Below are 19,950 nucleotides of genomic sequence, written 5' to 3' on the forward strand. Positions count from 1 at the left end.
CCCCCGTCGAGCACCTGTGCGTCCGTCAGGAGACCGCGCTGCGCAGCCCCTTCAGGTTGATCTGTTCGGTCTCGTCGTGGGCCGTCAGGTCGATGACCTGGCCGATGCCCCGCGACCCCTCGTCGGCCGGCTTGAACTCGGACTCCGACTCGGCCTTGTGCAGGGCGAGGGCCTCCTGTCCGACCACGTCGGCGAGGTCCTCGTTCTGCACGGCTTCCAGGGCGTCCCGCGACGCTCCCGGCTTCGTGCCGAAGAAGTCGAAACCGCCCTCGACCCGCGGGCGCCGGGCGGGCGCGGCGGGCACGACCGCAACCGCGGTCGGCGCGATGAAGTGTCCGGCGGGCTGCTGCTGCGGCTGGGCGGGTCTGGCCGTCGTGGTGGCGGCCGCGCGCTCATGCCCGTCGACCGCCTCGGGCTTCCCCCGCGCCTCGTCCTCCTGCGCGGCCTCCGCCTCGGTGCCGTCGGCGTCCGCCGGGCCGGAACCGGCGTCCACCGACTCGGGCTCGACCTTGGCCGGGGCCTCCGCCCTGGTGCCCCCGTCCCCGTCGCCGCCGCCCTCGTCGAGCCGCTTCAGCGCCGCCTTCGCCCGCAGGAACAGCCGGGAACCCTCGGGGGAGAAGATCGCGGGCCGCTCCGGCTTGTCCTGCCCGGCCTCGGAGGCCTCCGTATCCGCGGCATCCGCCGTGGCCTTCGCCTCGTTCTCGTCCTGCACCGCGGCAGCCACCGCCACGGCCTTCCCGTCGGCCGGCTCCGCCGGGGGCAGTGCCCGCGCCGGAGCGGCCTCTATCTCCAGCAGCCGGCGGCCTTCCAGGGCGCTCGCCCGCTCGGTCTCCGCCGTGGCGTACCGCCGCAGCAGCGCCGCGTGTTCGTTGCGCAGCCCCGCCAGCTCCGCGCGCTTGGCCCTCAGCCGCTGCTCCAGCTTGACGCGCAGCTCCCGCGACTCCTCCAGGTCGGTCTCGAGTTCGGCGACCCGCTCCTCGTGCCGCCATTCGTCACCGGCACGCGCGCGCGTGAGGTCGGCGACCTGTTTGCCCGCCTGCGCGTCCCAACGGCGCATGACGGCTGCCCCGACGACCGCGACCGCCGCGGCGAACGCGGCTATGACGCGCAGCACGGCCTGCTGCGAGAACACCCAGGGGCCGAAGGCGCAGACGAGGGAGACGCCTGCGATCGCCGACGGAGGCAGCAGCCTGTGCAAGGGCGGGGAATGGCGGTGACGTCCACGTGGCATGGCCAGAAACTTACCGCGCGTAGGCGAATGATGGTGCCCCGCCCCGTAAAAACACAGCCACCCCGTGGCCTTCGCACGACATCAGGAATCGGAACCGCCGCCGAATTCGGCTCAGCGATCACTCAACCGCCCACTGACCCACTGCAAGGTCGCCGGGATCTCCCGGCGCCAGGTGTTGAAGTTGTGCCCGCCGCTTTCCAGGATGATCGACGAGATCCGCGTCGTTTCCGTGGCCTTCACGCGCTCTATGAACTTCAGCGTGTCCTTGTAGTTCGCCTCGCCCACCTTGCTGCTGCTGACGAGCAGTGAGGTGTCGGGCGCGGGCAGGTGCTTGAGGCACCACCACAGGTTGGCGCGGTCGCGCAGGGCCTTGTCGCCGTGGAAGAGATCGCCCGTGGTGGGGTCGACGGGCGCGTTGTAGTACGGCGACAGGCCCGCCCCTGCGGCGTACACCTTGGGGTGGTGCATGGCGAGCTTCAGCGCGCAGTAGCCGCCCGTGGAGTCCCCGATGATCCCCCAGCTCCCCGGTTCCCTGCCCACCCTGTAGTGCTCGGTGACCGCTTCCGGAAGGTCCTTCGCGAAGAACGACTCGGTCTGCGGACCGTCCGGAACGTTCGCGCACTCCGTGTCGCGCGGCGGCGCCACCGTCGGCCGCAGCATCACCAGGATCATCGGCTGCATACGGCCGTCCTTGGTGAGTTCCAGAGCCGTGCGCGGATAGTGGAGTTTGTCCACCAGCGCTCTCGCGGTGCCCGGATAACCGGTGAGCACGACGGCCGCGGGGAAGGTGCGCGTCTGATAGCGGGCCTGGAAATACTCCGGCGGCAGATAGACGTACGCGGGACTGGCGATGTGTGATGTGGGGCCGACGATGTCGACCTTCTGGACCTGCCCGGCCGACGACGGCCGAAAGCCGCCCCTGCCGGGCACGTCCCCGACCTCGGTCACCCTCAGGGGCCCGCCCGCACGGTCGCCCGGGGTGTGGTCGACCACCACGCCCTGATCGGTCTCCCGGCCCAGCAGGTCGGCCCAGGAGGCGTAGAACCCGAAGGCCTGGTTGGCCGCGAGACCCACCGACACGAAGAGCGAGAGCTGTGTCGCGAGCAGCAGCCCGACACGGCCGCTGACGGACCGCCAGCTGCGCCGCGCCAGCCGTGGCCACAGCCACACCGTGCCGGCGAACAGCGCCACGGCGGCCAGAACCGCCAGCACCAGCGTGTTGTTGCTCGTGAGACCCATTGCTTGCTTTCGCTTTCCTCGGCCTTTGAAACGGCTTTGAGAAGATGAGTGAACCTCTCCTCACGAGACACCGTCCTAGAGGGCGCAATGTCGCCGGATGCCCGAATCGGCTCCGGATCCAAGGTCACTCGCAGAACTACGGGATGCGATGTCTGTCAGGACAGATGAGGAAATGTCGGGCGGGGTTCCGATCCGATCAACACGGTTGCGGCGTGCACTGCACGGACCGCGCCCCGAGGCCGTCCCCGTCCTCGTCGCCAGAGCCTGCGCCCTCGTAGGCGTTCTGGACATCGCCGCCGGCGTCTTCCCACGCTTCCGGCACAGCCGTATGCACACCATGGCCGAGGTACTGCCCGGCGCGCTCGGCCCGTTCGCGGCCGCGCTCTCGCTCAGCACCGGCGTCCTGTTGCTGCTGCTCGCCCACGGCCTCAGGCGCCGCAAGCGCCGGGCCTGGCGGGCGGCCGTGGCACTGCTGCCGGCGGGCGCGCTCGCGCAGTTCACATACCGCCACTCGCTGGTCGGGGTGGCCATCTCGCTCGCCCTGCTCGCGCCGCTGCTGCGCCACCGCGACCAGTTCAAGGCGCTGCCGGACCCGCGCAGCCGCTGGCGCGCGCTCGCCAACTTCGTCCTCATGGGCGCCGGTTCCCTTGTCCTCGGGATGATCATCGTCAGCGTCCACCCGAACCGCATGATCGGCGACCCGAGCCTGGCCGATCGCATTACGCACGTCCTGTACGGCCTCTTCGGCTTCGAGGGCCCCGTCGACTACCAGGGCGACACCTCGTGGACCGTCGGCGTCTCCCTGGGCGCCCTGGGCCTGCTCACCGCGATCACCACGATCTACCTCGCCTTCCGGCCCGAACACCCCGCCGCCCGCCTCACCGAGGAGGACGAGTCCCGCCTGCGGGCCCTCCTGGTCAAGCACGGCGGCCGCGACTCCCTCGGCCACTTCGCGCTGCGCCGCGACAAGGCCGTCGTCTTCTCGCCCAGCGGCAAGGCTGCGGTGACCTACCGCGTCGTCTCCGGCGTGATGCTCGCCAGCGGTGACCCGATCGGCGACGTCGAGGCCTGGCCGGGCGCCATCGAGCGCTTCATGGACGAGGCCCAGGCCCACTCCTGGACGCCCGCCGTCATGGGCTGCTCGGAGACCGGCGGCGAGGTGTGGACCCGCGAGACCGGCCTGGACGCCCTCGAACTGGGCGACGAGGCGGTGGTGGACGTCGCGGATTTCTCGCTCGCCGGCCGCGCGATGCGCAACGTGCGCCAGATGGTCAAGCGCATCGAGCGCGCCGGTTACGAGACCCGGGTACGGCGCGTCCGTGACCTCGGGGAGACCGAGCTGGAGCGCGTACGCCAGGCCGCCGACGACTGGCGCGGCACGGACACCGAGCGCGGCTTCTCGATGGCGCTCGGCCGCATCGGCGACCTCGCCGACGGCGACTGCCTCATCGCCACCGCTCACAAGGCCGACGAGCAGCCCGGCCCGTACGGCGACCTCAAGGCGATCCTCCACTTCGTGCCCTGGGGCACCGACGGGGCCTCCCTGGACCTGATGCGACGGGACCGCTCGGCCGACCCCGGCATGAACGAACTGCTCATCGTCGCCGCCCTCCAGGCGGCCCCGAAGTTCGGCATCACGCGCGTGTCGCTGAACTTCGCCATGTTCCGCTCGGCGCTCGCGCGCGGCGAGAAGATCGGCGCGGGCCCGGTGCTGCGCGCCTGGCGCGGTCTGCTGGTCTTCCTGTCCCGCTGGTTCCAGATCGAGTCCCTGTACAAGTTCAACGCGAAGTTCCAGCCCCGCTGGGAGCCCCGCTTCGTCGTCTACCGGGCCTCCGGAGACCTCCCCCGCATCGGCTTCGCCGCCATGCAGGCCGAGGGCTTCGTCAACCTCGCCCTCCCGCTGCCGCGGTTCCTGCGCGGCCGCTCGCACACCGCACGCGCGTGTGCGCACGCGATCGGCGAGCGGGACGTCAGAGCGGCCTGACCCCCAGGCCGCGCGGTCCCACCGCCGCACGCGGGGCCTAGGCTGAACGCATGAGCAAGCAGAGCGGACGCGGGCGCGTCGCCGGCCTTCCGGAATGGGACCGCTGCGCGGTCATGGGGGTCGTGAACGTCACCCCCGACTCCTTCTCCGACGGCGGCCGCTGGTTCGACACGGCGGCCGCCGTCAAGCACGGGCTCGCCCTCGTCGAGGAGGGCGCCGACCTCGTAGACGTCGGCGGCGAGTCCACCCGCCCCGGCGCCACCCGTGTCGACGAGGCGGAGGAGATCCGGCGCGTCATCCCCGTCGTCCGCGGCCTCGCCTCCGAGGGCGTCACCGTCTCCGTCGACACCATGCGCGCCTCGGTCGCCGAGCAGGCCCTCGCCGCCGGCGCGGCCCTCGTCAACGACGTCAGCGGCGGCCTCGCCGACCCCGCGATGATCCCGGTCGTCGCCGACGCCGGCGCCCCCTTCGTCGTCATGCACTGGCGCGGCTTCCTGGCGGGCGGCAACGTCAGGGGCGTCTACGCCGACGTCGTCGCCGAGGTCGTCGGCGAGCTCCACGCGCGCGTGGACGCCGTTCTCGCCGGCGGCATCGCCCCCGACCGTGTCGTCGTCGACCCGGGTCTCGGCTTCTCCAAGGACGCCGAGCACGACCTGGTCCTGCTCTCCCACCTCGACCGCCTCCTCGGCCTCGGCCACCCCCTCCTCGTCGCCGCCTCCCGCAAGCGGTTCCTCGGCCGGGTGCTCGCCGGCCCGGAGGGCGCCCCGCCGCCCGCGCGCGAGCGCGACGCCGCCACGGCCGCCGTCTCCGCCCTCGCGGCGCACGCCGGCGCGTGGGCGGTGCGCGTGCACGAGGTGCGCGCGACTGCGGACGCGGTACGGGTCGCACGCGCCGTGGAAGGGGCGCGTACCGAGAGCGCGCGGACCGAGGACAACAGCGCGGAAGGAGCCCGGTGAGCGCCCCCCACACGGACGTGGAGCAGGTGGAGGCCGCCAACACCTCCTTCTACGAGGCACTGGAGCGCGGCGACTTCGAAGCGCTGTCCTCGCTCTGGCTCACCCCGGCCGACCTGGGCGTCGACGAGGAGTACCACGACCCGGCCGACGTCGGCGTGGTCTCCTGCGTCCACCCCGGCTGGCCCGTGCTGACCGGCCGCGGCGAGGTCCTCAGGTCGTACGCGCTGATCATGGCGAACACCGACTACATCCAGTTCTTCCTCACCGACGTGCATGTCTCCGTCACCGGCGACACCGCCCTGGTGACCTGCACCGAGAACATCCTCAGCGGCGGCCCCGCACCCGAGGGCGGCGAGGAGCTGGGCCCGCTCGTCGGCCAGCTGGTGGTCGCCACGAACGTGTTCCGCCGCACTCCCGAGGGCTGGAAGATGTGGTCCCACCACGCCTCCCCGGTACTGGCCGAGAGCGACGAGGACGAGGACCAGGAGACGCCCTCGTAAGCCGTAGTACGCCGTCGTAAGCCGTCAGGACCAAGAAGTGGTTGGAATCACGAACCCCTGGGTATGGGCGGCTACCAACCCGTGAGCCGCCGGGTTCCCCAGGGGAAACACACGGTGAAACCTCCTGTACCCGGCACGGGCCCGCGCCCCCGTGGCCCGGCCCTGTCAGTGCTCGCAGGTAGATTCGTTCGAGGCCGGTGTGCCGCCCGCACACGGCACGGACCGGCCGTGACCGACGATTGCAGGAGTGATTCGCGTGGATCGTGTCGCGCTGAGCGGCCTGAAGGCCCGCGGGCACCACGGGGTGTTCCCCGAGGAACGCGAGAAGGGCCAGACCTTCGTCGTGGACCTCGTGCTGGGCCTGGACACCCGGCCTGCCGCCGCCGACGACGACCTGGCGAAGACCGTGCACTACGGCATCGTGGCGGAGGAGGTCGTGGCCGTCGTCGAGGGCGAGCCCGTCAACCTCATCGAGACCCTCGCCGAACGCATCGCCCAGGCCTGTCTGAAGCACGACGGGGTAGAGGAGGTCGAGGTCCGGGTCCACAAACCCGACGCACCGATCACCGTCCCGTTCGACGACGTGACCGTCACCATCACCCGGAGCCGAGCATGACCGCGTCCTTCACCGCGGGTCACAGCGACCCGACCGTACAGCCGGTACCCGCCTCCGTCGTGCAGCAGGTGGACGCCGCCGACACCACCCTGCACAACCCGAAACGTGCCGTGCTCTCCCTCGGCTCCAACCTAGGCAACCGCCTGGAGACGCTCCAGGGCGCCATCGACGCCCTGGAGGACACCCCCGGCGTCCGCGTCAAGGCGGTCTCCCCCGTGTACGAGACCGAGCCGTGGGGCGTGGCGGCCGACAGCCAGCCGTCGTACTTCAACGCGGTCGTCGTGCTGAAGACCACGCTCCCCCCGTCCTCGCTGCTGGAGCGGGCGCACGCGGTCGAGGAGGCCTTCAACCGGGTGCGGGACGAGCGCTGGGGCCCGCGCACCCTCGACGTCGACATCGTCGCGTACGCCGAGGTGGTCTCCGACGACCCGGTCCTCACCCTGCCCCACCCCCGCGCCCATGAGCGCGCCTTCGTCCTCGCCCCGTGGCACGACGTGGAGCCCGAGGCCCAGCTGCCCGGGCGCGGCCCGGTCGCCGACCTCCTCGACACCGTCACCCGGGAGGGCGTGGAAGCCCGCAAGGACCTGGAACTCCAGCTGCCCGAATAGCCGTTAAGGTCAAGACGGCCGCACTTCGTGGGACGACGGGGGAGCTGAAGGAACACCGTGAGAGAGCTGCGCATCAGGCTGCTGGCCGGCGTCTTCGCCGTCGCCGGGGTCCTGTCCTGGGCGGGCGCCCGCCTGTGGAACTCGATCGGGACCCTGCCCAGCGTCCCGCTGGCCGCCCCCATCGTCCTCGCCCTGATCGCCGTGGTCCTCATGGCCACGGCCCTCTCCATCCGCGCCCGCCTCAAGGCCCAGCGCGAGCGGACCCCGGACGCGAAGGGCGTCGACCCTCTGATGGCGGCCCGCGCGGTCGTCTTCGGCCAGGCCAGCGCCCTGGTCGCCGCTCTGGTCTCCGGTATGTACGGCGGCACCGGCGTGTTCCTTCTGGAGTCCCTCGACATCCCCGCCCGCCGGGACCAGGCCATCTACGCCGGTTTCTCGGTCCTGGCCGGCATCGCGGTGATAGCGGCGGCCATTTTCCTGGAGCGGGTGTGCAAACTCCCGGAGGACGACGACCGGAACACGGGGGCCGCGTCGGCGGCCTGAGGCTCCACAGCCGCCAGGCAGCTCAGCGGGCCATGATCAGGCTCATCGCCTCATTGCGCGTCGCTGCGTCCCGCAGCTGACCGCGCACGGCCGAGGTGAGCGTCTTGGCGCCGGGCTTGCGGATGCCCCGCATCGACATGCACATGTGCTCGCACTCCACGACGACGATCACACCACGCGGCTCCAGGATCTCCATCAGGGAGTCCGCGATCTGCGTGGTGAGTCGTTCCTGCACCTGCGGGCGACGGGCGTAGACGTCCACGAGCCGGGCCAGCTTCGACAGCCCCGTGATCTTGCCGCTGGTGGCCGGAATGTAACCGACGTGGGCGACGCCCCGGAACGGCACCAGATGATGCTCACAGGTGCTGTACACCTCGATGTCCTTCACGAGCACCATCTCGTCGTGCCCCAGGTCGAACGTGGTGGTCAGCACGTCCTCGGGCTTCTGCCACAGCCCCGCGAATATCTCCTTGTACGCCCGCGCCACCCGTGCCGGGGTCTCCCGCAGCCCCTCGCGGTCCGGGTCCTCTCCGACCGCGATCAGCAGTTCGCGTATGGCGTTCTCGGCACGCTTCTCGTCGAACTCGCCGATGGAGCCCTCGCCGTCCAACGTCACGGGGTCGGTCATCTGGTGCCTCGTTCCTGGAGTCCCTCCACGGCCGAAAAACGCCGCGACCCCCCAGGCTAAAACCTGGGGGGCGCGGCATCCATTCCGGACCCGGTGGGTGAGACCACCGAGGTGGAACCAGAGGTCAGCTCTCGGGACGCTCCTCGGGAACCGCCTCCGTGGCTGGCTCCGACGCGGTGGCCTTGGCGGTGGTGATCGCCGGGGTCGCGCCGTTGGCGCCGTTCGTCAGTGCGAGCTCCTTGGGGGAGAGCACCGGCGGACGGGTGGAGGGCGTGCGCCGCGACGAGCCCGTCCAGGCGGGCCGTGCCGGGCGCTTGACGATGGCGGAGAAGATCTCGGCGATCTCCTCCTTGCCCAGCGTCTCCTTCTCCAGGAGCTGGAGCACCAGGTTGTCGAGGACGTCGCGGTTCTCGACCAGGATCTCCCAGGCCTCGTTGTGCGCGTTCTCGATGAGCTTCTTGACCTCTTCGTCGACCAGCGCGGCGACCTCTTCCGAGTAGTCGCGCTGGTGAGCCATCTCACGTCCGAGGAACGGCTCGGTGTTGTCCCCACCGAACTTGATGGCGCCGAGACGCTCGGTCATGCCGTACTGCGTGACCATCGCGCGGGCCGTCGCCGTGGCCTTCTCGATGTCGTTAGCGGCGCCGGTGGTCGGGTCGTGGAAGACCAGTTCCTCGGCAGCGCGGCCGCCCAGCATGTAGGCGAGCTGGTCGAGCATCTCGTTGCGCGTGGTCGAGTACTTGTCCTCGTCCGGCAGGACCATCGTGTAGCCCAGAGCACGGCCTCTCGAGAGGATCGTGATCTTGTGGACCGGGTCGGAGTTCGGGGAGGCCGCCGCGACCAGGGCGTGTCCGCCCTCGTGGTACGCGGTGATCTTCTTTTCCTTGTCCGACATGATCCGGGTCCGCTTCTGCGGGCCCGCCACGACGCGGTCGATGGCCTCGTCGAGCATGTGGTTGTCGATGAGCTTCTTGTCGGAGCGGGCCGTGAGCAGCGCGGCCTCGTTGAGGACGTTGCTCAGGTCCGCGCCGGTGAAGCCCGGCGTGCGGCGGGCGACCGCCGACAGGTCGACGTCCGGAGCGACCGGCTTGCCCTTCTGGTGGACCTTGAGGATCTCCAGACGGCCCTGCATGTCCGGGCGGTCGACCGCGATCTGGCGGTCGAAGCGGCCGGGGCGCAGGAGGGCCGGGTCGAGGATGTCGGGCCGGTTCGTCGCGGCGATGAGGATCACACCGCCCTTGACGTCGAAGCCGTCCATCTCGACGAGCAGCTGGTTCAGGGTCTGCTCGCGCTCGTCGTGACCGCCGCCGAGGCCGGCGCCGCGGTGGCGGCCGACCGCGTCGATCTCGTCGACGAAGACGATCGCCGGGGCGTTCGCCTTGGCCTGCTCGAACAGGTCACGGACTCGGGAGGCACCGACACCGACGAACATCTCGACGAAGTCGGAACCTGAGATCGAGTAGAAGGGGACACCGGCCTCGCCCGCGACGGCGCGCGCGAGCAGGGTCTTGCCGGTGCCGGGAGGGCCGTACAGCAGTACGCCCTTGGGGATCTTGGCCCCGACCGCCTGGAACTTCGCCGGTTCCTGGAGGAACTCCTTGATCTCCTGGAGCTCCTCGACGGCCTCGTCCGAGCCGGCGACGTCCGAGAACGTCGTCTTCGGGGTGTCCTTGGTGATGAGCTTCGCCTTGGACTTCCCGAAGTTCATGACCCGGGAGCCGCCGCCCTGCATCTGATTCATCAGGAACAGGAAGACGACCACGATGAGGACGAAGGGGAGCAGGGAAAGCAGGATCCCGACGAAGGCGTTCTGCTTCGTCGGCGAGACGGTGTACCCGTCGGGGATCTGCTTGTCCTGGAACTTGTTCTGCAGCACATTGGCGAGGTCACGGCCCTGGTCGCCGATGTAGCTCGCCTGGATCTTCGAGCTGCCCTCGACCTTTTCGCCGTCCTTGAGCTGCACCTTGATGGTGTTCTCGTCGCCGGTGGTCAGCTTGGCCTGTTCGACCTTGTTGTCATTGATCGCCTGGACGACCTGGCCGGTGTCCACCGTCTTGTAGCCGCCGGACGAGCCGACGACCTGCATCAACACGACCACGGCAAGGACGGCCAGCACGATCCACATGACCGGCCCACGGAAGTATCGCTTCACGTCCATCCATACGGAGCGGTGTCGCCCCGTCCCTCCTGCCATAGTGAGTTTGATAAAGACAGTTCTTCTGACGGTACCCCAGCATTGTGGGCCGAAGCCGCACGGGAGGGCTGGCGAACCCGTCTGCATGCTCCAACGGCGCGAAACCCGCTGGGGTTCCCGATCGTCGTACAGGGCTTGGGCTGTTTGGCTCAGCCGCCGTAGACGTGGGGCGCGAGCGTACCGACGAACGGGAGGTTGCGGTACTTCTCGGCGTAGTCGAGACCGTAGCCGACGACGAACTCGTTGGGGATGTCGAAGCCGACCCACTCGACGTCGATGGCCACCTTGGCGGCGTCCGGCTTGCGCAGCAGGGTGCAGACCTTGAGCGACTCCGGCTCGCGGGAGCCCAGGTTGGACAGCAGCCAGGACAGGGTCAGGCCGGAGTCGATGATGTCCTCGACGATCAGGACGTGCCGGCCCTTGATGTCGGTGTCGAGGTCCTTGAGGATCCGCACCACACCGGAGGACTGGGTGCCCGCGCCGTAGGAGGACACGGCCATCCAGTCCATCGTGACGGGGGTGGACAGGGCCCGGGCGAGGTCCGCCATGACCATCACCGCGCCCTTGAGGACGCCGACGATCAGCAGGTCCTTGCCCGCGTACTCCGCGTCGATCTTCGCGGCGAGCTCCACGAGCTTCGCGTCGATCTCTTCCTTGGTGATGAGTACCTCTTTGAGGTCGGCACCCATGTCTTTCGCGTCCACCGCATCACTTTCGGTCGTCCCAGCGGCCGCCCGGCACCCCCCGGGAGGGGAGCCAGGGATTCAGCCTTGCCGAATCACCAGTCTGCCACCCTGCCGCTGGGCGACGACCTTGCCGGGGAGATTGATGGCTCCCTGGCCGCGCCAGCCGGTGATCAGCCGGTCGATTTCCTCGATGTGGCGGGCGAACAGCGAACCGGCCGGGGCGCCGGCCTCGATGGCCGCCTGGCGCAGGATGCGGCGGCGTACGGCGGGCGGCAGGGCGTACAGCTTGGCGCACTCCAGCAGGCCTGCCGCGTCGCGTACGGAGGCCTCGGCCTGGCGGGCCCAGGCGTCGAGGGCGTCGGCGTCGTCGCGGGAGAGCTGGGCGGTGCGGGCGAGCGCCTCGACGACCCCTTTGCCGAGTGCCTTCTCCAGGGCGGGCAGGCCCTCCTGGCGCAGCCGGGAGCGGGTGTACGCGGGGTCGGCGTTGTGGGGGTCGTCCCACACGGGCAGGGACTGGACCATGCAGGCCTTGCGGGCGGTCTGCCGGTCGAGTTGCAGGAAGGGCCGGCGGTAGCGGCGGGCGGCGCCCGGGCCCCCGGACACCGCGGCCATTCCGGACAGCGAGCGGATGCCGGAGCCGCGGGCGAGACCGAGCAGGACGGTTTCGGCCTGGTCGTCGCGGGTGTGGCCGAGCAGGACGGCGGTCGCGCCATGGCGTTCGGCGGCGGCGTCGAGGGCGGCGTAGCGGGCGTCGCGGGCGGCGGCCTCGGGTCCGCCTTCGCGGCCGACGCTCACGGCGGTGGACTCGACGGGGTCCAGGCCGAGTTCGCGGAGCCTGAGGACGACTTCCTCGGCGCGCAGGTCGGAGCCGGGCTGGAGACCGTGGTCGACGGTGACGCCGCCGGCGCGGACGCCGAGTTTGGGGGCCTCGAAGGCGAGGGCGGAGGCGAGCGCCATGGAGTCGGCGCCCCCGGAGCAGGCCACGAGCACGAGCGGCGACGGCGGGCGCTCGTGCGGGTTGTGCTCGGCTGCGGCATGGTGGTCGTTGAGGATGTCGTGGAGGACGCGGCGGACCGCCAGGCGTATCGCCGCGACCGCAGGATGGGGACCCATGTCCGGTTCCCTTCATGAAGTTTTCGGGGGTGAGCCCGAGGTTCGGTCACTCAGAGTATGTAGATGGTGACAGAACCGGGCCGTTCCCCGAGCATTGCACGCCTACCCATGGCTCACGGTCCCTCAGACGGGTGATTGAAGGGGCGTTCGCCTGCCGTCGGCCGGATTCCTCTCACGACGTGGGCGCGCGGTTCACGACTCGGCCTTGCGGTGCACCCGCGCGACCCAGTCCGCCGGTTTGGCGATCTCCGTCTTGGTCGGGAGGGTGTTCGGGGAGGTCCACACGCGGTTGAAGCCGTCCATGCCGACCTGGTCGACGACGGCCCGCACGAAGCGTTCGCCGTCGCGGTACTGGCGGAGTTTGGCGTCCAGGCCGAGGAGCTTGCGCAGGGCCATGTCCAGGCGGGAGGCGCCCTTGGCCCGGCGCTGCTGGAACTTCTCGCGGATCTCGGCGACGCTCGGCACGACGGCCGGGCCCACCCCGTCCATGACGAAGTCGGCGTGGCCCTCCAGGAGGGACATCACGGCGGTGAGGCGGCCGAGGATCTCCCGCTGGGCCGGGGTCTGCACGATCTCCACGAGCGAGCGCCCGCCGTCGTCGTCCTCCTCGCCCTCGGGCCGTCCGCCGGCGAGCGACTGGGCGGCCTCACGGATGCGCTCCAGCACGGTCATGGGGTCGACCTCGGTCTCCCCCAGGAACGACTGGATTTCGCCCTCCAGGTGGTCGCGCAGCCACGGCACGGCCGTGAACTGCGTGCGGTGGGTCTCCTCGTGCAGGCAGACCCACAGGCGGAAGTCATGGGGCTGGACGTCGAGTTCGCGTTCCACGTGCACGATGTTCGGGGCGACGAGGAGGAGTCGGCCGCCGCCGTTCTCCCCCGCCGGGAGTTCGCGGGTGGCCGGGGCGAAGGTCTCGTACTGGCCGAGCACGCGGGACGACAGGAACGACAGCAGCATCCCCAGTTCGACGCCGGTCACCTTGCCGCCGACGGCACCGAGGACCGCGCCGCCGGGGGTGTTGCCGCGTCGTTCCTGCATCTTCTCCAGGAGCGGTTTGAGGATCTCCCGGAACCCTGCGACGTTCGCCCGGACCCAGCCGGGGCGGTCGACGACGAGTACGGGAGTGTCGTGGACGTCCTCCGTCGCCATCCGGGTGAAGCCGCGGACGTGTTCCTCCGAGGCCTTGGCGTGCCGGCGCAGTTCCGCGACGACGGCCCGGGCCTCGTCACGGCTCACCTCGGGGCCCGGCCGTACCAGCCGGGTCGCGGTCGCCACCGCGAGATTCCAGTCGACCATCTGAGAAGAAGCAGCACCACCGATGCTCGTCATGCGTCAACCGTACGTGAGCGTTCCCACTTGGGGCAGGTCGCTCGGGTGGGCAAACCCGACGCCTGCCCCAGCGGGCCCGCGGCCGGTTCAGCCGCAGCCGCAGGCCGCCAGCGCGGTCGCGGTGCGGTCCAGGGCGCTCTGGGCCGCCGCCGGATTCGTCGTGTCCGACGCGAGGAACGCGAAGGCCAGCAGTCGGCCGTCCTGGTCGACGACCGTCCCGGCCAGCGTGTTCACTCCGGTCAGGGTGCCCGTCTTCGCCCGTACGACCCCTGCCGCGCCGTTCGCGTAACGGCTGGTCAGGGTGCCGGTGAAGCCGGCCACCGGAAGACCCGTGAGGACGGGACGGAGTTCCGGATGGCCGGGGTCGCCGGCCTTCACCAGCAGTGAGGTCAGCAGGTTCGCGGTGAGCCGGTCGGCGCGGTCGAGTCCGCTGCCGTCATGGAAGTCGGCGCCGGCCAGCGGGAGTCCGAGCTTCCTCAGCTGGGCGCGGATCGCCCTGCCGCCGCCCTCGAAGTCGGCGCGCTGCTTCACCGCGACGGCGGTCTGGCGGGCGAGCGCCTCGGCGATGTCGTTGTCGCTGTTGGTGAGCATGCGTTCGACGAGGTCGGAGAGCGGGGGCGAGGAGACCTCGGCCAGGGTGTCCGCGCGGCCGGTCGCCTTGGAGGGGCCCGGGGACGTCGTCTTGATGCCGTGGGCCGACAGGAACGTCGCGAAGGTGCGGGTCGCGTCGGTCGCCGGGTCGCTCACGCGCGGGACGGGCCCGCTCGTCGAGTCGTCGGTGCGGGCCTCGTCGGTCATCAGGGCGGTGACGGGGGCGAGGTTGTCGTTGACCCCGATCGGGTGGATCTCGGGGCCCGCGTACAGGGTCTTGTCGTAGGAGAGCGTGACGGTGGTGATGTCCCGCTTCTTGAGAGCCGCGGCGGTCTCGTCGGCCAACTCGCGCAGGCTCGCCCAGCCGTCGGCGTCCTTGCGGGCGGTGAGCGTCGGGTCGCCGCCGCCGACGAGCACGAGCTCCTTGGTGTCGGATTCCAGGGCCGCGCGCGTGGTGAGGCGGTGGTCGGCGCCGAGGGCGGAGAGGGCGGCGACCGCAGTGGCGATCTTCGTGGTGGAGGCGGGGGTCAGCGCGGCGCCCGCGCCCGCTCCGTACAGGCGCTTGCCGGTGGAGACGTCCACCACCGCCGCGGTGTGCTGGGTGCCGAGTGCCGGGTTCCCGAGGAGCGGGCCGAGGACGCCCGCGAGGGCCGTACCGGTCGGGGCGGACTTCACGGAGTTGCCGGCGCCGCCGAGCCCCACGAGCACGGACGCGGCGCTCGGGGCGGGACGGGGGGCCGCGTCCGTCGTACCGGAATCACCGCCGTGATCTGTGCCACCCGGCTGCTCCAGTGCGGCGGCCCGGTCCCGCTCGGCCGTACGCTGACCCGTGGAGTCCCACGGACCGGCGGCGGTCGCCACGGTGGCGGCCAGCGCCAGACCGGCGCCGGCGGCACCGGCGGTGTACTGCCAGGTCTTCAGGGTCTTCGGCCTCTGGAGTCCGGTCAGCCGTGTGACCTGCGGTTTCACGGCGGCGACGGTTCGCTTGAGGTGCGGCCGTACGGTGTCCGTGGCCCGGGTGAGTCCTGGACGTACGGCGTCCGCGGCGCGTGCCAGACGCGGTCGTACGGCGTTCGCGGCCCGCACCACATGCGGTCTCGCAGCCCGCCAAGGCCTCAGTTCAGGCACGACCAACAGCCCCTTTCGCGATCACACACCGGCGTGAGGGACACTTAACCACCAGAACTATGTGTTGATCATGGAGGAGCCACCGGTGGAGTTCGACGTCACGATCGAGATCCCGAAGGGTTCGCGGAACAAGTACGAGGTGGACCACGAGACCGGTCGGATCCGCCTGGACCGTCGACTCTTCACCTCGACCGCCTACCCGACCGACTACGGCTTCGTCGAGAACACCCTCGGCGAGGACGGCGACCCGCTGGACGCGCTGGTCATTCTTGACGAGCCGACGTTCCCGGGCTGTCTCATCAAGTGCCGTGCGATCGGCATGTTCCGCATGACGGACGAGGCGGGCGGCGACGACAAGCTGCTGTGCGTCCCGGCGACGGACCCGCGTGTCGAGCACCTGCGCGACATCCACCACGTCTCCGAGTTCGACCGCCTGGAGATCCAGCACTTCTTCGAGGTCTACAAGGACCTGGAGCCCGGCAAGTCCGTCGAGGGCGCCGACTGGGTCGGCCGCACCGACGCCGAGGCCGAGATCGAGCGGTCCTACAAGCGCTTCAAGGACCAGGGCGGCCACTGAGCCCCGAGTCGCTGACGGGCCGCACGCACACGCGTGTGGCCCGTTCGCATGCCCGCGCATACTGAGGCTTACGGAATGTGTCGTTCAGGGAGCGTTACGGAGTGACGGAGGCGGAGCACCGCAAGCCGCAGTCGGACGAGGCGAGGAGTTTCTACGACTCCGAGATCACGTCCGAGTTCGCCGTTCCCGACGGGCTCGCCATGCCCAGAGGCGTCGGCGGCGAGCCGGAGACCACGTCGGAGTTCGCGGTGCCCAAGGGGCTGGAGGTGCCGCAGCCGTCCACCGCCGAGCCGGAGGGGTCGGCGTTCAACACGCCCCGCACGTACAGCGCGAGGGACGCGCCCCCCGCGTTCACTCCGGCGACCGGCATACCAGTGGTCAGTCTCACCAAGGACGTGCCCTGGCAGGACCGGATGCGCACGATGCTGCGGATGCCGGTGGCCGAGCGGCCCGCGCCGGAACCGGTGCAGAAGTCCGAGGACGATGCCGGCCCGGCCGTCCCGCGTGTGCTCGACCTGACCCTGCGTATCGGCGAACTGCTGCTCGCGGGCGGTGAGGGCGCGGAGGACGTGGAGGCGGCGATGTTCGCCGTCTGCCGGTCCTACGCTCTCGACCGCTGCGAGCCGAACGTCACCTTCACGCTGCTGTCGATCTCCTACCAGCCGTCGCTCGTGGACGACCCCGTGACGGCGTCCAGGACCGTGCGACGGCGCGGAACCGACTACACGCGTCTCGCGGCCGTCTTCCAGCTGGTGGACGACCTCAGCGACCCCGAGACGGCCATCTCCCTGGAGGAGGCGTACCGGCGGCTCGCCGAGATCCGGCGCAACCGGCACCCGTATCCGACCTGGGTGCTGACCCTGGCGAGCGGGCTGCTCGCGGCCGCGGCGTCCGTACTCGTCGGCGGTGACCTGGTCGTGTTCGTCGCGGCCATGCTCGGCGCGATGCTCGGCGACCGGCTGGCGTGGCTGTGTGCGGGGCGGGGGCTGCCGGAGTTCTACCAGTTCACGGTCGCCGCGATGCCGCCCGCGGCGATCGGGATCGCCCTGACGCTGGCCCACGTCGACGTGAAGGCGTCCGCGGTCATCACCGGTGGACTGTTCGCCCTGCTGCCGGGGCGGGCCCTGGTGGCGGGCGTCCAGGACGGCCTGACCGGCTTCTACATCACCGCGTCGGCCCGCCTGCTGGAGGTCATGTACTTCTTCGTCGGCATCGTCGTGGGCGTGCTGGTGATGCTCTACGTGGGCGTGCAGCTGGGGGCGCGTCTCAATCCCGACGAGGCGCTGTCCACGGGGTCGCAGCCGCTCTGGCAGATCGCGGCGTCGATGCTGCTGTCGCTGACGTTCGCCGTGCTGTTGCAGCAGGAACGATCCACCGTGCTGGCCGTGACCTTGAACGGTGGTGTCGCCTGGTGTGTGTACGGGGCGATGCACTACACCGGGGAGTTCTCGCCGGTCGCGTCCACGGCCGTGGCGGCGGGGCTGGTCGGGTTGTTCGGGCAGTTGCTGTCCCGGTACCGGTTCGCTTCCGCGCTCCCCTACACGACCGCGGCGATCGGGCCGCTGCTGCCGGGTTCCGCCACGTACTTCGGGTTGTTGTCGATCGCCGGGAACGACGTCGACGAGGGGCTGGTGTCACTGTCGAAGGCGGCGGCGCTGGCTATGGCCATCGCCATCGGGGTCAACCTGGGGTCGGAGATTTCCCGGCTGTTCTTGAGGGTGGGGTCTGCGGGGAAGCGGCGGGCCGCCAAGAGGACGCGGGGGTTCTGACCCGCGCCCCGGCAGGTCTCAGTACCCCTGGTTGTAGGGGTTCTGCTGGTTCTGCTGGCCGTACTGCTGGTTGCCGTAGTTCTGCGGGTACTGCTGGGCATACGGCTGCTGTTGTTGCGGCTGCTGGCCGTAGTACTGGTCGTAGCCGTTGTGCTGCTGCTGAGGTGGCTGCTGCTGCTCGTCCTCAGACGGGATGCGGCGGAGCTGGGTCGTCGCGTCGTCCATCGGCTGGTACGGCTGCTGGGGCGGGGCCTGTGCCGCCGCGCGCTTCTTCTTTCCGCGCTCGCGCAGGTACTCGATGATGATCGGGACCACCGAGACCAGGACGATCAGGACCAGGATCGCCTCGACGTTCTTCTTGATGACGTCGATCTGGCCGAGCCAGTAGCCGGCGAGGGTGACACCCGTGCCCCAGGCCACGCCACCGATGATGTTGTACGTCAGGAAGGTGCGGTACTTCATCCGGCCGGCGCCCGCCACGATGGGGGCGAAGGTGCGCACGATCGGGACGAAGCGGGCCATGACGATGGCCTTGGGGCCGTACTTCTCCATGAACTCGTGGGCCTTCTCCAGGTTCTCCTGTTTGAAGAGCTTGGAGTTGGGGCGGCTGAAGAGCTTCGGTCCGAAGAACTTGCCGATCATGTAGCCGACCTGGTCGCCGAGGACGGCGGCCAGCACGATGAGCGTGCAGACCAGCCACAGGGGCTGGCTGATGAAGTTCCCCTCGGCCACGAACAGGCCCGCCGTGAACAGCAGGGAGTCGCCCGGCAGGAACGCGAAGAGACCCGACTCGGCGAAGACGATCAGCAGGATGCCTGGCAGGCTGAAGGTCTGGATCAGATAGTCGGGACTGATCCACTCGGGGCCGAGCGCGAGCGTGGTCACGGGATTGTGGCTCCTGCTGGTGGGGCGGGCGGGGCTGGCTGCCCAAAAGTATCAACGCAGCCGTGGGGACCCAGGTTCCATGGGGCTCCCCAGGATGCACTGTGGCCCGTCCGGGACCAAGCTGTGAGCCATGGGTATTGACGAATACGGCGGCGGCCAGGGGCCCCAGCCAGACGTGCTCGTGGTGACCACGAACGACGTGCCCGGCCACCGGGTCCAGGAGGTGCTGGGCGAGGTCTTCGGGTTGACCGTGCGCTCCCGGCATCTCGGCAGCCAGATCGGTGCCGGGCTGAAGTCGATGGTCGGCGGTGAGCTCAAAGGGCTCACCAAGACGCTGGTGCAGACCCGCAACCAGGCCATGGAGCGCCTTGTCGAGCAGGCACGCGCGCGTGGGGCGAACGCCGTGCTGATGTTCCGCTTCGACGTGACGGAGGCGGCGGACGTGGGCACGGAGGTGTGCGCCTACGGTACGGCGGTGGTCCTGACCCGGGAGTAGATCCCGGGCCGGACGACTACGAGGTGTGGCGGGCCGCGTTGGCCGTGATCGCCTCCCTGAGGTGCTCTGCCAGACCGGGGCGCATGGAGTCGTAGAACGCCTTGAAGCGCTCGTCCGACACGTACATCTCGGCCAGACCCTGGTGCATCTCGTACGGGCAGTCGTAGAACCAGCCGCAGATGTGCTGCCGGTGCTCCTCGGCCATGTCCATGGCCGCCTCGCCGGTGGATGGTTCGCCGGCGGCCATCAGGGCGTCGTAGCGCTCGCCCCAGTCGGCCACCTCGGCCTGCATGCGCTTCCAGTCGTCCTTGGTGTAGTTCGCGGCGCGGCGCTGCGACTCGGCGTATGCCTCCGTGCCGCCCCAGCGCTGTTCCGCCTCCTCGGCGTACTGCTCCGGGTCCTTGTCCCCGAACACCTCGAACTTCTCCTCCGGCGTCAGATTTATCCCCATCTTGCGTGCCTCCATGGCGTGTTCCACGGCCGCCGCCATCTTCTGCAGCTTCTCGATCCGGGCGGTCAGCAGTTCGTGCTGGCGGCGCAGGTGCGCGCGCGGGTCCGCGGCCGGGTCGTCGAGCAGGGCGGCGACCTCGTCGAGCGGGAAGCCGAGCTCGCGGTAGAACAGGATCTGCTGCAGCCGGTCGAGGTCCGCGTCGCCGTAGCGCCGGTGGCCCGCGTGGCTGCGCTCGCTCGGGGTGAGCAGGCCGATGTCGTCGTAGTGGTGCAGCGTGCGCACGGTGACACCGGCGAAGCCCGCGACCTGTCCCACGGAGTAGCTCACTTCGTCTGCTCCCTTCTCGGTACGCGCTCCACGGTGGCTCCTCACGCCACGTGAGGTGCAACCCCGGCAGGAGAACCTCCGGATGTCACGCCCGTTTTG

The 19,950-nt window shown here is 70.2% G+C and carries 19 protein-coding genes; 9 read left to right on the forward strand and 10 right to left on the reverse strand.

The features are described from left to right. Window positions 1–25: 25 nt before the first annotated feature. Entirely contained in the window at window positions 26–1,231 is a 1,206-nt protein-coding gene (locus AB0D34_RS41815; protein ID WP_362672080.1) for a hypothetical protein, read from the reverse strand. Window positions 1,232–1,342: 111 nt separating this feature from the next. Then, window positions 1,343–2,470 carry an alpha/beta hydrolase-fold protein gene (locus tag AB0D34_RS41820; protein ID WP_362672083.1) on the reverse strand — a complete coding sequence of 376 codons (1,128 nt, stop codon included), beginning with the start codon at window positions 2,468–2,470 and terminating at the stop codon, window positions 1,343–1,345. A 172-nt stretch (window positions 2,471–2,642) separates the two neighbouring features. On the opposite strand from AB0D34_RS41820, the gene AB0D34_RS41825 reads away from it, so the two are divergent. From AB0D34_RS41825 to AB0D34_RS41850, 6 genes are all read left to right on the forward strand, one after another. Then, entirely contained in the window at window positions 2,643–4,454 is a 1,812-nt protein-coding gene (locus AB0D34_RS41825) for a phosphatidylglycerol lysyltransferase domain-containing protein (protein WP_362672085.1), read from the forward strand. 50 nt (window positions 4,455–4,504) lie between these two features. Continuing rightward, window positions 4,505–5,410: a dihydropteroate synthase gene (gene folP / locus AB0D34_RS41830; RefSeq protein ID WP_362672087.1), complete on the forward strand. Its 906-nt coding sequence runs from the start codon at window positions 4,505–4,507 to the stop codon at window positions 5,408–5,410. Continuing rightward, window positions 5,407–5,910, forward strand: coding sequence for a nuclear transport factor 2 family protein (locus AB0D34_RS41835; RefSeq protein WP_362672089.1), 504 nt, complete (start codon window positions 5,407–5,409; stop codon window positions 5,908–5,910). Before folP ends, AB0D34_RS41835 begins: the two co-directional genes overlap by 4 nt. Before the next feature lie 256 nt (window positions 5,911–6,166). Next, window positions 6,167–6,526, forward strand: coding sequence for a dihydroneopterin aldolase (gene folB / locus AB0D34_RS41840; protein ID WP_362672091.1), 360 nt, complete (start codon window positions 6,167–6,169; stop codon window positions 6,524–6,526). Further along, entirely contained in the window at window positions 6,523–7,134 is a 612-nt protein-coding gene (gene folK / locus AB0D34_RS41845) for a 2-amino-4-hydroxy-6-hydroxymethyldihydropteridine diphosphokinase (RefSeq protein ID WP_362672093.1), read from the forward strand. The genes folB and folK overlap by 4 nt, the downstream gene beginning before the upstream one ends. A 57-nt stretch (window positions 7,135–7,191) precedes the next feature. Continuing rightward, window positions 7,192–7,677 carry a DUF3180 domain-containing protein gene (locus AB0D34_RS41850; RefSeq protein WP_362672096.1) on the forward strand — a complete coding sequence of 162 codons (486 nt, stop codon included), beginning with the start codon at window positions 7,192–7,194 and terminating at the stop codon, window positions 7,675–7,677. Window positions 7,678–7,699: 22 nt separating this feature from the next. Here the strand turns inward: AB0D34_RS41850 and folE are convergent, their stop codons facing one another. The 6 genes from folE to dacB all read right to left on the reverse strand — a co-directional run bounded on the left by folE (window position 7,700) and on the right by dacB (window position 15,352). Next, a complete protein-coding gene (gene folE, locus AB0D34_RS41855) occupies window positions 7,700–8,305 on the reverse strand; it encodes a GTP cyclohydrolase I FolE (protein ID WP_362672098.1) in 606 nt (201 codons plus the stop codon). 124 nt (window positions 8,306–8,429) lie between these two features. Continuing rightward, window positions 8,430–10,463, reverse strand: a complete 2,034-nt coding sequence (gene ftsH / locus AB0D34_RS41860) for an ATP-dependent zinc metalloprotease FtsH (protein ID WP_362672100.1) — start codon at window positions 10,461–10,463, stop codon at window positions 8,430–8,432. Window positions 10,464–10,648: 185 nt separating this feature from the next. After that, the gene (gene hpt / locus AB0D34_RS41865) at window positions 10,649–11,188 is read right to left on the reverse strand and encodes a hypoxanthine phosphoribosyltransferase (protein WP_362672171.1); all 540 of its coding nucleotides are present in this window, start codon (window positions 11,186–11,188) and stop codon (window positions 10,649–10,651) included. Window positions 11,189–11,263: 75 nt separating this feature from the next. Then, window positions 11,264–12,298 (reverse strand): tRNA lysidine(34) synthetase TilS, encoded by a 1,035-nt coding sequence (gene tilS, locus AB0D34_RS41870; RefSeq protein ID WP_362672102.1) that lies wholly within the window; start codon window positions 12,296–12,298, stop codon window positions 11,264–11,266. 192 nt (window positions 12,299–12,490) lie between these two features. Then, the gene (locus AB0D34_RS41875; RefSeq protein WP_362672104.1) at window positions 12,491–13,627 is read right to left on the reverse strand and encodes a zinc-dependent metalloprotease; all 1,137 of its coding nucleotides are present in this window, start codon (window positions 13,625–13,627) and stop codon (window positions 12,491–12,493) included. Window positions 13,628–13,714: 87 nt separating this feature from the next. Beyond that, window positions 13,715–15,352, reverse strand: a complete 1,638-nt coding sequence (gene dacB / locus AB0D34_RS41880) for a D-alanyl-D-alanine carboxypeptidase/D-alanyl-D-alanine-endopeptidase (RefSeq protein WP_362672107.1) — start codon at window positions 15,350–15,352, stop codon at window positions 13,715–13,717. A 79-nt stretch (window positions 15,353–15,431) separates the two neighbouring features. Between dacB and AB0D34_RS41885 the strand changes: the two genes are divergently transcribed. Together AB0D34_RS41885 and AB0D34_RS41890 are read left to right on the forward strand one after the other, a co-directional pair. Then, window positions 15,432–15,923, forward strand: a complete 492-nt coding sequence (locus tag AB0D34_RS41885; protein ID WP_059193998.1) for an inorganic diphosphatase — start codon at window positions 15,432–15,434, stop codon at window positions 15,921–15,923. A 101-nt stretch (window positions 15,924–16,024) separates the two neighbouring features. Continuing rightward, window positions 16,025–17,692 (forward strand): threonine/serine exporter family protein, encoded by a 1,668-nt coding sequence (locus tag AB0D34_RS41890; RefSeq protein ID WP_362672109.1) that lies wholly within the window; start codon window positions 16,025–16,027, stop codon window positions 17,690–17,692. Between the two features lie 18 nt (window positions 17,693–17,710). On the opposite strand, the gene AB0D34_RS41895 is transcribed toward AB0D34_RS41890, so the two are convergent. After that, a complete protein-coding gene (locus AB0D34_RS41895; protein WP_362672111.1) occupies window positions 17,711–18,577 on the reverse strand; it encodes a VTT domain-containing protein in 867 nt (288 codons plus the stop codon). A gap of 130 nt (window positions 18,578–18,707) precedes the next feature. Between AB0D34_RS41895 and AB0D34_RS41900 the strand changes: the two genes are divergently transcribed. Next, window positions 18,708–19,073: a YbjQ family protein gene (locus tag AB0D34_RS41900; protein ID WP_266561228.1), complete on the forward strand. Its 366-nt coding sequence runs from the start codon at window positions 18,708–18,710 to the stop codon at window positions 19,071–19,073. 16 nt (window positions 19,074–19,089) lie between these two features. Here the strand turns inward: AB0D34_RS41900 and AB0D34_RS41905 are convergent, their stop codons facing one another. Beyond that, the gene (locus tag AB0D34_RS41905; protein ID WP_362672113.1) at window positions 19,090–19,851 is read right to left on the reverse strand and encodes a MerR family transcriptional regulator; all 762 of its coding nucleotides are present in this window, start codon (window positions 19,849–19,851) and stop codon (window positions 19,090–19,092) included. Between the last annotated feature and the right edge of the window lie 99 nt (window positions 19,852–19,950).

It is taken from the genome of Streptomyces sp. NPDC048420 (assembly GCF_040651535.1).
GTDB lineage: Bacteria > Actinomycetota > Actinomycetes > Streptomycetales > Streptomycetaceae > Streptomyces.